Below are 12391 nucleotides of genomic sequence, written 5' to 3' on the forward strand. Positions count from 1 at the left end.
TCCTCTGTTTAAAATCAACCTACAATCTCCGATAATTTACGAATGTTCGTCGTATTGTTTTTGCATGCCAAATCCAGTGCTTTTTGCATACTTGCTGTATATGATTCAAGACTGTTTTGTCCAGGTCCTATGATTTTACATTCTTGGATTATTGGCAATATTTTCAAATTCTTGTATTGCTCATAGGTTACCACACAAGAGTAAACGGAATCATCCTCTTTGAACATATATTGAATCTTAATTGATGATTTGCTATCTTCATCAAGAAGAACATCTGTTACTGTTTGTTTTATTGTATGGATATCAAATGGTTTGTCAATTACATGCACATTTAACGATTCAAGAAGTTCAGATTCTGTGGCATTAATGTCTCCTGTAACCATGATTATCTTCGCATCTGGGTATTTGTCTTTGATATTCTCAACTGCATACAATCCGTCATATGCAGGCATCTGCAAATCTGTAAAAACTATGTCAGGCACGTGTTTTTCATACAATTTGACCGCATCCCTGCCATCATATCCCCTGGCAAGAACATCTACTTTGATCATAGATAATAGTTCGCAAAACAGATCCACGGTATTTTGATCATCATCTATTACAATACAGCTAACCATTGTACAGTTTTCTCCAGCCAGTCATCATATATAATGTTAACATGTTATATTCATACTTTATTGTGTCACATTATTATATTATGTTAACAGTTATCTATATCAATAAGAAATCAAAATTGAGTAAGAGGTTTTTTATTTCCAAAGTAATGCGATATAGTGTGTCCTTCATATAACAAGCATCTTTTTTCATCATCAGCGCACTTGGCTTTGCATCTGTCTGGCGGACTAAATGGCATAAAATACAATACAGACGTCCATATTTAGATCAATCGCAGGTATTAGTGACACCATCTGAAATAGAATTATTCAGTGGTTTCAAGGCAATTATTACCTGTGTCTGTTCATTACTATTTGCTTTGATACAGACATTACAATTGCACTTGAATCGCATGGTTTGAGGATATAGTCCTTTGCGCCTCCTTTCTTAACTACATCTTCTACTGTTTCTTTATTTTCTTTTGCAGATATTACAATGATTTTTGCATTAGGATCATAGTGGTTTATGGCCATTGAAGCTTTTACTCCATCAACATTGGGCATTATGATGTCCATTATTGTTACATCAGGTTTGAAAGCAACATATTTTGAAATTGCTTCTTTTCCATCATTTGCCTCATAATATCTGCTTCCGATTTGTGCATCACTAAGGGTTCTTTTAATGAACGTTCGCATATATGCTGAATCATCAACTATGAGAATTTTACAAAATCGTAACGGATTCATTGTTTTCATGCTCATTTTTTCCACATCAATTAACATCCTGTTTCTGTAGTTTAGATAATGCTTCTTTGATCATGATTGGATCTATGGGTTTTGTAACATATCCTAGATTTGGAATCTTTCCGCTTTTTACTGCTATCATATTTGATTTGATGGATGTGACAATTATCATCATTACATTCTTGTCGATTTCTCGAATTTTTATTGCAGTCTCAATGCCGTTTAGGCCTGGCATCTCATAGTCAAGTGTCACCAAAGATGGCCTGTGCTTAATAAAAGCCCTGACTCCTTCAATGCCGTTTTTAGCCTCAATTATTGAGCCAATTTTCAAATAGGATAGTGTCTCTCTAATGCTTTCTCTCATGAATTTAGAGTCATCTACCACTAAAGCACTCAATCCCATGAATTATTATGATGTTACTACCACATGATATTGTGTCTGTATAAAAAATCCAAACAATATTAAAATTTTATTAGACTCATATGATATTATATTCTTGGAAGTTTACACAACACAAACATTAGATTTTATTGGCCAAAATACCCCCCCCATTCTACAATAATAATCCGTCTGGTTTCAAACATTTACGTTGCAGATTGATTATGAGTAAATTTTACGTACGAACAGCAGATAAGGGAATAATACAAAAAAAATTGCAAAAAAATTAATTTGTAGGATTCATCAAGGCAGCGCGTTCTTTTGTTTTTTGATCAACTAATGCATTAACATATTTGCCTGGTTCTGCATTACAAGCGCCAATATTTACTGCAAAGCCATCCATAGTTTCAGCAATACAACCACTTTCAGTATTTGCAATTACCTTGACCATCTCCATATTGTGTTCAGGTGCAGTATAGAACATCAAATATGCAAAAAGAAGACTAGATCCTAACGCAATGACTCCGGCAATGATGAAGGTAGTGTTTTTACTTGATTTTTTATCAGATCTGTTATTTATTGCAGACACATCACTTCTTCTTCTAAATTACTTATAAAGTACATAGATATTTTTCATTAATAGTTTTCAAATATGAAAGCTGTATGTGGCCATTGTTTCTGCATGTTAATCTTGTTTTTATACACTGTTCAATAGATCGATGTTTTATTGCAATAGTTACTTGTCAAGTAGAATCATGGTTCGCAATATTCTCTTGTCATAGTAATAAATACCGATATTCGCAAAATTTGATGGTTTTTGGCTCAACAATTCAATATCATGAGTAGGGATCTAAGGAGAATTGATGGCGCCCTCGGCGGGATTTGAACACGCGTCTCAGCCGTGACAGGGCCGAATTCTAGACCGGGCTATACTACAAGGGCACAAGTTGTTTGAACAAAATTGCCAGATTAAAAGTTTCTGTCACAACAAAAAATTTTGTAAAAGACTAAATTATACACGAAAAGCATTTTTGATGAGGGTCTATGGCGCAGCCAGGTAGCGCACCGGACTTTTAATCCGGTTGTCAAGGGTCCGAATCCCTTTAGACCCGCTACTTTTCTTTATTTTATTCAATAATTTCATTGATTTGTTTTGTCAATGATTCAATAGCAGAACTGATTTTATTTTCTCTTTTAGTGACATCGATTCTATATTGATTAATCTTGTGAGTTCTGTCAGAAATCATTCTTTTTTGTTCATCATATCCCGAAGATCCAAACGATTTTCTATCCTTCAAAGAAGAAACAACGGTGGTATTTGCGATGATTTTCGATACAAGTTTTGGATCAACCTTAGTATCAGACACAGATTTTTTTATTTGATCGGGAGTTAATTTTGAGATGGGTTTTTTTGATTGGTAAGCCATCTGGACTAAAGATCCTGAAATTTGATGAGTCACTCTAAAAGGAATTCCTTCCTTAACTAATTTTTCAGCAATATCAAGCGCAATAAGATTACTTGATTCAGTAACTTTTTTCATTTGTTTTTCATTTACTTTCAAAGTAAGGAGTATAGATTTTAGTATCAACAATGCACTGATGGATATTTTTGATGTTGACCAAATAGAAGATTTAATCTGTTGTAAATCACGTCCGTAACCAGATGCTAAACCTTTGATTGTCGTAAGTATTGCAGTAAGATTACCAATAATCTCAGATGTTTTACCGCGGGTTAATTCTAAAATATCTGGGTTTTTCTTTTGGGGCATAACACTAGAGGGAGACGTAAATTCATCAGCAAGCTCAATAAAAGAAAATTCAGATGTTGACCAAATTACAAAATCCTCAGACATCTTGCTTAGATTGGTCATCAAAATTGAAATCATTGCAATGTATTCAGCTACAAAATCACGCGTACTTGTTGCGTCAATAGAATTTTCAATGACATCGTCAAAACCAAGCATCTTTGCTGTACTATGTCTATCAATAGGAATACTTGTCCCACCAACAGGTCCCGCACCAAGTGGACTTTGATTTACTCGTTCAAATGTTCCATAAAGTCTCTGAAAATCTCTAGATAAGACATCTGCATGGGCTAAAAGATAATGAGAAAACAAACCAGCTTGAGCTTGCTGAAGATGAGTGTAAAGAGGCATGATTGTTTTTTGATGATTTTTAGCAACCGAAACTAGTGCTTCAATAGCATCTAAAAGACAACTACAAATGATGTTAATATCATCTCTAATTTTCATTCTAATATCTAAAGAAACTTGATCATTGCGTGATCTTGCAGTATGCATCTTGCCACCGCTTGCCATACCAGCTTTTTTGATAACTAGTGATTCAATTAATTCATGAATGTCTTCTGCTCCTGATGATACATCAAATTTTTCATTTTTTAAAAAATTCAATGCTGATAAGATCTTTTTTGCATCATTTTTTGTAATTATGTTATTTTGATATAACATCAAAGTGTGAGCTTGACTTCCAATAATATCATAATAAGCAATTTCAGAATCATCATTAATTGATGAAACATAATCTAAAGTTATATCACTCAAATCAGTACCAAGACGTGAACGATACATTATCTAAGGTTCTAGAATGGTTATATATAGCATCGACGCTTTTGCCCACATGAGTCAAGATATCAAACAGCTTAGAGTGAAAATCTTCGATGAATTATCAAAGATTGTAGATCCAGAAATCAATACATCAATTGTAGAATTAGAATTAATTGATGAAGTAGATATCAATAATGACAACGTCAAAGTGGATTTGCATCTTACCAGTCCATTCTGTCCTGCAGTATTTGGTTTTAAGATTTGTCAGGATATTCACGATAATTTATTGAAAGTGGATGGTGTAGATGATGTGAAAGTGAATGTTTCAAATCACTTTATGGCAGAACAGATTAACAACCAAGTTAACAATAGTCCAAATCCAAAAAAATCAGGCTAGCCTCTAAAACCGAGCAGGTAGCCTCTAAGTAATTGAATGCCCATTGCTGGGTCAACGCCTTTTGGACATACCTGACTACATGAGCCAGCAAAATGACATCTCCAGATACCATGAGATTCATCAATAATTTTCAGTCTAGAGTCTTTTCCTTTATCTCTGCTATCTGCAACATATCTATATGCTTGAGCTAATGCCTGAGGCCCAACAAAAGAGGAATCGGTTGCCATGGTTGGACATGCAGAGTTACACAATCCACATTTTATACAGTTTGCAAATTGTATGTATTGTTCAACTTCTTCAGGAGATTGTAAAAATTCCCGTTCATCAGATACTAGATCTGCATCATCTCGAATTAGATAGGGTTTGATTTTATGATGAGTATCAAATAATCGTTCAAATTTTACTGCAAGATCCCGGATAATTGGAAAATTATTCATAGGTTCGACTGTGATAACATCAGAATTTAGTTCACTGATTTTTGTAAAACATGCCAATCTAGGTTTCCCATTAATCATCATTCCACATGAACCACAAGTGGCTTGTCTACATGAATAACGAACTGCTACAGAATGATCAAGATGTTTTTTGACTTCAAGAATAGCTTCCAAAACTGTAGTCCATCTTTCATATGGAATCGTAAACTCCATGAATTTACTTGAATCATCGTGTTCCGGATTATATCTCGCAATTCTAAGTGTAACTGATTTTGATGAAGATATCGGCGTTGATGTTTGTTCATTTGCAATATGAGATACTTGTGCCATCTTATATCATCCCCATATTAGTCATAATAATTGTTCTTGAGCCATATGCTATTAAACCAAACATTGCGGCTAAGCAACCATATGAAACAGCTTTTTCATAAAGTTGGCCTTGTTTTAATTCCAATAAAATAACTCGTAATCCATTAAATCCATGAATTGAAAGTAGAATGAGAATTAATTCTAACATTGCAGCGTATGGAATAAATTTGTAGTTTGCAATAACGGATTCATATTCTAAAGACTCTGCAAAGCCCATCGTAAGTCGCATTAAAACATGTACTGCAACTAGAGCCACAGCTGCCAAGGCAGTCCCATAATGAATTTTCATAATTGTGCTTTCTCTCATATTATTCACCAAACATTACCGCTAGTCCGTACATCATAGCAATTGCTGCAAGAACTATTGCAGAATAGATGCCTATTTTGTGTCTGTAGTTTTGGGATGCAGGATCATATGGATAATCAGGTCTTGCAGGCTTTCCTACACCAATACCTCCATGTCCCAGCATTACTCTAATTCCATTAACTGTATGAAATACACACATTGCTATTACAATTGCCAAGAAAATGTGTCCTTCAGTAGTTTGAGTTAATTCAAGAAATTCATCCCATCCTACTTGTCCTCTTAGAATATTACTTGTTTCATAAATATGAGCCACAAAATATGCCAATAGTCCTAATCCACTTAGCCGCATTAACCAATAAGCTACTCTTTCAATTCCATAACGGCTAGGATTAGCCATTCCTTTGATTCCTTCTTTGTGTTCGTCTTCAGTCATCTAATATTTCCTCTCCACGGGCTGATATTTTGTAATTGTTACAGGATGTGTTTTCATAATTGGTTCGTTTGGATCATAGTAAGCTAGGGTATGATGTAAAAAGTTTGCATCATCACGTTTAGTATAATCAGTTCTTGCATGTGCACCACGAGATTCTTTTCTATTAATTGCGCCAAGTAAAACAATCTCTGCTACCCTAAACATGGAATCGAGTTCCATCACATTTACAAAATTGGTATTGTACTCTTTTGCTTTATCATCAACGTGTTTCCAAGTCATTGTTTTTAGTTCGCGAATTTTCTTTAGACCTGCAACTAGATCAGTTTCATTTCTATAAACATAGGCTTTTTCATTCATTGTATCAGTTAATTCCTGTCTAATTTCATATGGATTTACATCCCCATTTCCACGAAATATTCCATCGTAGATTCTCTTTTCGTCTGCTGCAACTAAGTGATGTGGCCAAGGATTTGATGATGTATTATTCATTGCATATTCTGCAGCCAATTCGCCTGTAATTTTTCCCCAAACAATGCACTCAGACGTGGAATTTGCACCTAATCTATTAGAGCCATGAACGCTATTACATGCTGCCTCTCCAGCAGCCCAAACGCCTTGGATTTCTGTTGCACCATCAATATCAGTATGAAGCCCACCCATCATATAATGGCAAACAGGTCTAATGTCAAGTAAATCTGTAGCAGGATCAACACCAGAAAACTTGATGGATATTTCTCTAATACCACCTAGTTTCTCTTTGATTTTTTCATCACCAATATGTCTCAAATCAAGTTTCATGCAATCAACACCTGTTTCATGTTTGAATCCACGTCCTTCTTGAATTTCTGTCATAATTGATCTTGATACAATATCACGAGGAGCTAATTCCATTTTTCCTGCAGCATAATTTTTCATAAATCGTTCTCCTTTGTTATTTAGAAGATAACCGCCTTCTCCTCTTGCACCCTCTGTAATTAAAATTCCCGATGGCATAATTCCTGTTGGATGGAATTGTACAAACTCCATATCTTTGAGTGCCATACCAGCACGCAATCCCATATCCAAGCCATCAGGGGTAGATGAAAGTGCATAAGTCGAGAAACTATACAATCGTCCAGCACCACCAGTTGCAATGATGAGAGCCTTTCCCTTAATAGTGTAAAATGTTCCTGAAGATAATTCAATAGCAGTTACTCCCATGAAACGTTTTCCATCATGTATGATTGATGTTACAAACCATTCGTTGAGATATTCAATATTTTCAAATTTTTGACATGTGTCATACAATGTCTGCATTTCAAAGAAACCTACTTTATCAGATGCATATGTAGCTCTTGGAAAACTATATCCTCCAAAATTTCGTTGATCAATTCTGCCATCGGGTCTTCTAGACCATGGCATTCCCCAATGATCTAACTGATGAATTTGTTGTGGCATTTCAACACAAAGTCTTTCAGCAACATCTTGGTCTGCAAGAAAGTCACTTCCTTTAACAGTATCATAAACATGAGATTCAATTGTATCGCCTTCGTCCTCAAATAGAACTGCAGCAGTGCCTCCCTCAGCTGAGACAGAATGAGAACGCATAACTTGTACCTTTGAAACAACCCCAATTTTGAGATGAGGTCCTTTTTTAGCAGCAGATATTGCAGCTCTCAGACCTGCAAGACCTGAACCACAAATAATTAAATCAAATTCTATTGAATCGACCATTTTTAGACAAACTTTCTTGAGGTGAGTTAAATATGTAGTAATTGTCAGGCATGAGCCAAAAATTTAAAATATATCACTAGTGATATTAATAATGATGATTTCTGAATGGTTTCAGAGAGTAGGTAGCTCAGTTCCAAGAGGATTTTCTAGATATTTCATTTTAGAATTATTGAAAAAGAAGGAAATCACGGGCAAGGAGATTATAGACTATGCGGTAGAACAAAGCAATGGAATATGGAAACCATCCCCAGGATTGATCTATCCATTGTTGGGAAGATTATTGGATGAAGAACTAATTGATGAAACAAAAGATGGAAAATACAAACTAACAAAAAAAGGCCTAGACACTGCTGCAGATGTAGATAAAATCAATGACATTGTAAAAAAACAGCTAGAGGTTCTTTTTAGATTGGGAAATGTAGGAAGATTTGTTGCATTAGATTTGTTAGAAAAGATCTCTACGATGGGATCAATTCTAAGTTCAAATTTAACAAATATGACTGATGATGAAACTCAAAAATATAAGAAATTCCTTCAAGACGAATTAAAAAAAATAGAGGAAAAAAGATCAAAGAAAGGAAAAGAGATCAAAATAGAATGATATTTTTGAAAAGTAAATTAATCTATTTTTTAGAAATCCATGATTCTTACTAAACAAAAATTCATAATTTTTGGTTCATAGGCATTATTAATTGTAGCAAATAACATCAAAAGATACAGTTAATTCCAAATATTGGAATTAATGTAATTATTGATTCAACCATTATTTTAACTGGTGTTAAAATCAAGCCCGAAACAAAAGATGTGTGATAGTTGAGATTATTTTTAAAATGATAAATAATTCATCAAGAGAACACAATTATGAAAAATTTGAAAAGTATGTTTAAATCAAAAAAACCACTTGTAATTCCAGGAGTTTATGATGCAATAGGTGCAAAGATTGTAGAAAAAGTTGGATTTGATGCAATGTTCCAAACAGGATATGGCACATCAGCAACCTTGTTTGGAATGCCAGATTATGGATTTATTGGCGCATCTGAAACAGTGGATAATGCAAGAAGAATATGTAGAGCAGTTTCAGTTCCAGTAATTGTTGATTCAGATACGGGCTATGGAAATGCACTAAGTGTTTGGAAGTTGGTAAAAGAATTAGAATCCTCAGGAGCATCTGGAATATTTCTAGAGGATCAGCGATGGCCTAAGAGATGTGGGCATATGCAAGGAAAAGAAGTCATTCCACAAGAAGAATATACAGAAAAACTAGGTGCTGCAATTGATGCAAGAGAAAGTAAAGACTTCATCATTGTTGCAAGAACGGATGCCAGAGCAACCGAAGGATTAGATGCTGCAATAGAGAGAGGGATTCAAAATAAAAAAACAGGAGCTGATGCAGTGTTTATTGAAGCGCCTAAAACATTAGATGAAATGAAAAAAATTGGAAAAGCAATCAAAGCACCACTTGTTGCAAACATGATTGAAGGAGGAGCTACACCGCTAAGTTCAGCCGAAGCGTTAAACAAAATGGGATTTAAAATAATACTGTATCCACTATCAGTATTGTTTGCCAATACATTTGCAACAATGAATATTTTACAAGAGTTAAAGAAATCAGGTTCCACTACGAAATTCAAACAAAAAGTGGTTAATTTTGATCAATTCAATGATCTTGTAGAATTACCAAAGTTTAGAAAGATGGAAAAAAAGTATGGATTTTCAAAGAGAGAATAAAAGAAAAAATTTCAAGTAAAGCATACAGTTATGCTGTATTTCTCTTTACTTCAATTTCTATTGTTGAAACGTTTCTGGTTCTACCGTCTTGGGACTCTAGTGATTCAGAGCCAATTTTTATTTCTCCGATAGAGTAGCCTGCATTTTCAGTTTTTCTTGCAATGATTTGAGCTACATCTACAGCACGGCCTATGCTGAGTCCTCTAGCTTTGATGTTGACGGATGGTAAGTTTGCCAATTGAATTAGCGTTGATGTAACATATGCCATCAATGGTTTCTTACCAATGAATATGGTGTCTCTGGCTTCGTTTGACATAGAATTTTTACTATTTAAGGATAATTTAAAGCTAAAAGTGTTTTTTGGAATTTGATGAAAAATATTGAAAAATTCTAACTAATATTAACCAGAAACGAGGATTTCTTAAGAACTTGGAAAATATTTCAAAAGTTTTAGAATCAGGAAATAGTCAAGAAAAAATCAAAATTTTAGAAACGCTAGACAAAACAGACAATCCAACAATTTTAGAAAAAATTATTTCAAAGTTAGATGATGAGGATATTCAAGTAAGAGGAGAAGCATTTGGTTCCCTCGTATTAAATAAAAATAAGATTTCAAATTTTTTGATTAAAAGTTTGAATTCTACCAGTAAAAATATCAGAGGTTTTGCATTACTAGTATTAGCAAACAGAAATGAAATAGAGGCAATTCCAGAAATAGTAAAACGGGTCAAAGACGAGAGTTCTATGGTTAGATCATGTGCAATAGGCGCGTTACGACATCTCAAGGCAAAGGAAGATAAGGAAATTTTTCTTCAATCTCTTTTAGATTCAAATTTAGAAGTAAGAAAAAGTGCTCTTCAAGCAATTATTGATCTAAAAATTTCAATTCCAGAAGACAAGAGAAATGAAATCAACAAACTGAAAGATTTGGAAATGGAAAAATTAATTTCTAAATTAAAATAGTGGACCGGAAGGGATTTGAACCCTTGATCCGATGCATGCCATGCACCTATCCTACCAGACTAGACGACCGGCCCAATAATCAGAAATCTGATTGAATAAGATTTTTCAAATTGGTTATTAACGTTTAGCGGTTTTATTGAAATCTACCTATGAAATTAACACAATATATTTAACCTCGAGAATGATGATTCAATCGTTATGGTAGTAGATAACAAAGCGACTGTCACCTATGTACAATTACTAAAAGAAGATCTTGTAATAATTAGATTAGTTCCAAAAGAAGGACCAGTTCCAGATTATCAAGCCGGTCAATTTATCACACTAGGATTACCAAATCCTGCAGAAGGTGGAAAAATTGTTAGACGTGCATATTCTATTGCATCTCATCCAGAAAATAGAGATTACATTGAGCTGGTAATTAGGTGGGTAAGAAAACCCCTTCCCGGAAGATTAACTACGCAGATATTTAATACAAAAGAAGGAGACGAGATTCTTTGGTTAAAGCCTACAGGCAGAGCGTTGTTAATTAATGAAGAACTTCCAAATGGAGAAAAAGACAACAGGAGAATTATTTGTATCGGTGGTGGTACTGGTCTTGCACCATTTGTTAGCTATGCGCAACATCTTCACGATATAGGAGATAAACGAGAGATCATTGTTTTGCATGGCGCAAGTTATGTTGATGAATTAAGTTACAAAGATTTGCTTACTGGTCTTGAAAATGAAAGTATTGCAAGAGGCAAGGATGAATGGAATTTTAAATATAGAGCAGCCATCAGTAGACCGCAAGAATGGTTTAACAGATCATGGGCAGGTCAAGTTGGCAGAGTTGAGACATTCCTAAGACCTAGAGACAATGGAATGTCACCACTAGAAGAATTAATCGGCGATAAAATCACAAAAGAAAATACAATGTTTTATGTTTGTGGTTGGCAGGGAACAATTGATGGAGTAATGGATTTCCTAAAACCAAAAGGCTTTGTAACAGAACATGATAAACGCGAAGACGGAAGCTTTGAAGTCAAATACGAATCTTACGGATGATTTTAAAAAAAGAAGATTCTCTAAAAATCAATCATTGAAATATGAGATCTATCTAAGAAAACTAATTTGATTACAGCATTATATCTTGCACATCTTAATCCAGTGACTAATGCTCATGTAGAAATAATTTCTGACCTAAAAAGAGAGGCAGACACAGTCAAGGTAATGCCAGTTGTCTTCAGAGATGGAGACAAGGAGATTAACAGTAAAAGTTTTCCATTTAATTTTGAAATCAGGAAAAAAATGCTTTTGTCAGTTTTTGGAGATTCAATTCAAATAACAGATGATTATGCTTTTTTTGCACCGTTTAAGAAATACATGCCACCGTTACTAGCACCAAAATCATGGCAACTACGAAAACAAATTCTCAGAGGAGTTCAAGGGGATTTTTTCTCGTATACTGGTGACAAAGCAGAGGGATACATGCTAAAAATATACAGATTAAATCCCAAAGTAGGAGAGAGAAAATCCCTTTCAGCTGCATCTGTTAAAGAGAAATTATATGATGCAGCTCTTGGAAAAGAATCTTCATGGAAAGAATACGTTCCAGAAAGTATTGCCAAGATAATTGAAGAAGAGTGGGAAACAGTTGAGAGATTTTCAAATTCTGAAGATTTGACTACCCGTGTAGTAGGAATGAAATTTCCCAAAGAAGGGTGGTCAAAGAATAGTTCAAAGTGATTTTTTCCAATTACTAAATTAGTGAAATATGAATAATTGAAA

General features: G+C 34.4%; 16 protein-coding genes and 3 tRNA genes. 7 read left to right on the top strand and 12 right to left on the bottom strand.

What is annotated here, in order from left to right:
• Positions 1-14: 14 nt before the first annotated feature.
• The 5 genes from OO712_RS09045 to OO712_RS09065 form a co-directional block, all read right to left on the bottom strand.
• Positions 15-617 (bottom strand): response regulator, encoded by a 603-nt coding sequence (locus OO712_RS09045; RefSeq protein WP_109876497.1) that lies wholly within the window; start codon positions 615-617, stop codon positions 15-17.
• 327 nt (positions 618-944) lie between these two features.
• Positions 945-1349, bottom strand: a complete 405-nt coding sequence (locus OO712_RS09050) for a response regulator (RefSeq protein WP_160049195.1) — start codon at positions 1347-1349, stop codon at positions 945-947.
• A gap of 16 nt (positions 1350-1365) precedes the next feature.
• Positions 1366-1722: a response regulator gene (locus tag OO712_RS09055; protein WP_160049196.1), complete on the bottom strand. Its 357-nt coding sequence runs from the start codon at positions 1720-1722 to the stop codon at positions 1366-1368.
• A 280-nt stretch (positions 1723-2002) separates the two neighbouring features.
• Positions 2003-2305, bottom strand: a complete 303-nt coding sequence (locus OO712_RS09060) for a hypothetical protein (protein ID WP_109876500.1) — start codon at positions 2303-2305, stop codon at positions 2003-2005.
• A gap of 275 nt (positions 2306-2580) precedes the next feature.
• Positions 2581-2658: transfer RNA gene (locus OO712_RS09065), tRNA-Asp, on the bottom strand.
• A 96-nt stretch (positions 2659-2754) separates the two neighbouring features.
• Between OO712_RS09065 and OO712_RS09070 the strand changes: the two genes are divergently transcribed.
• A tRNA-Lys gene (locus OO712_RS09070) sits at positions 2755-2828 on the top strand.
• A 15-nt stretch (positions 2829-2843) separates the two neighbouring features.
• Here OO712_RS09070 and argH read toward each other — a convergent pair.
• Positions 2844-4304 carry an argininosuccinate lyase gene (gene argH, locus OO712_RS09075; RefSeq protein ID WP_109876501.1) on the bottom strand — a complete coding sequence of 487 codons (1461 nt, stop codon included), beginning with the start codon at positions 4302-4304 and terminating at the stop codon, positions 2844-2846.
• A 49-nt stretch (positions 4305-4353) separates the two neighbouring features.
• Between argH and OO712_RS09080 the strand changes: the two genes are divergently transcribed.
• Positions 4354-4677: a metal-sulfur cluster assembly factor gene (locus OO712_RS09080; RefSeq protein WP_109876502.1), complete on the top strand. Its 324-nt coding sequence runs from the start codon at positions 4354-4356 to the stop codon at positions 4675-4677.
• Here the strand turns inward: OO712_RS09080 and OO712_RS09085 are convergent.
• Genes OO712_RS09085 through OO712_RS09100 form a run of 4 tightly spaced genes read right to left on the bottom strand, consistent with a single transcriptional unit; the run spans position 4674 to position 7933 of the window.
• Positions 4674-5441: a succinate dehydrogenase/fumarate reductase iron-sulfur subunit gene (locus OO712_RS09085; protein WP_109876503.1), complete on the bottom strand. Its 768-nt coding sequence runs from the start codon at positions 5439-5441 to the stop codon at positions 4674-4676. The two genes, OO712_RS09080 and OO712_RS09085, sit on opposite strands and share 4 nt — an antisense overlap.
• 1 nt (position 5442) lies before the next feature.
• Entirely contained in the window at positions 5443-5787 is a 345-nt protein-coding gene (locus OO712_RS09090) for a succinate dehydrogenase/fumarate reductase transmembrane subunit (RefSeq protein WP_109876504.1), read from the bottom strand.
• A 1-nt stretch (position 5788) separates the two neighbouring features.
• The gene (locus OO712_RS09095) at positions 5789-6220 is read right to left on the bottom strand and encodes a succinate dehydrogenase/fumarate reductase transmembrane subunit (protein WP_109876505.1); all 432 of its coding nucleotides are present in this window, start codon (positions 6218-6220) and stop codon (positions 5789-5791) included.
• Complete coding sequence (locus tag OO712_RS09100) at positions 6221-7933, bottom strand: succinate dehydrogenase/fumarate reductase flavoprotein subunit (RefSeq protein WP_109876506.1); 1713 nt, start codon at positions 7931-7933, stop codon at positions 6221-6223.
• Between the two features lie 91 nt (positions 7934-8024).
• Between OO712_RS09100 and OO712_RS09105 the strand changes: the two genes are divergently transcribed.
• Positions 8025-8534 carry a PadR family transcriptional regulator gene (locus OO712_RS09105; RefSeq protein ID WP_225866829.1) on the top strand — a complete coding sequence of 170 codons (510 nt, stop codon included), beginning with the start codon at positions 8025-8027 and terminating at the stop codon, positions 8532-8534.
• A gap of 278 nt (positions 8535-8812) precedes the next feature.
• Positions 8813-9661, top strand: a complete 849-nt coding sequence (locus tag OO712_RS09110; protein WP_109876507.1) for an isocitrate lyase/PEP mutase family protein — start codon at positions 8813-8815, stop codon at positions 9659-9661.
• Between the two features lie 28 nt (positions 9662-9689).
• Here OO712_RS09110 and OO712_RS09115 read toward each other — a convergent pair whose 3' ends face one another.
• A complete protein-coding gene (locus OO712_RS09115; protein ID WP_109876508.1) occupies positions 9690-9977 on the bottom strand; it encodes an AlbA family DNA/RNA-binding protein in 288 nt (95 codons plus the stop codon).
• 113 nt (positions 9978-10090) lie between these two features.
• On the opposite strand from OO712_RS09115, the gene OO712_RS09120 reads away from it, so the two are divergent.
• Positions 10091-10624: a HEAT repeat domain-containing protein gene (locus OO712_RS09120; RefSeq protein ID WP_109876509.1), complete on the top strand. Its 534-nt coding sequence runs from the start codon at positions 10091-10093 to the stop codon at positions 10622-10624.
• Here the strand turns inward: OO712_RS09120 and OO712_RS09125 are convergent.
• A tRNA-Ala gene (locus OO712_RS09125) sits at positions 10625-10698 on the bottom strand.
• A 124-nt stretch (positions 10699-10822) separates the two neighbouring features.
• Between OO712_RS09125 and OO712_RS09130 the strand changes: the two genes are divergently transcribed.
• A complete protein-coding gene (locus OO712_RS09130; protein WP_109876510.1) occupies positions 10823-11668 on the top strand; it encodes an FAD-binding oxidoreductase in 846 nt (281 codons plus the stop codon).
• Positions 11669-11734: 66 nt separating this feature from the next.
• On the top strand, positions 11735-12349 hold the full coding sequence (locus OO712_RS09135; RefSeq protein ID WP_109876511.1) for a hypothetical protein: 615 nt from the start codon (positions 11735-11737) through the stop codon (positions 12347-12349).
• Positions 12350-12391: the final 42 nt, after the last annotated feature.

The organism is Nitrosopumilus zosterae (assembly GCF_025998175.1).
GTDB lineage: Archaea > Thermoproteota > Nitrososphaeria > Nitrososphaerales > Nitrosopumilaceae > Nitrosopumilus > Nitrosopumilus zosterae.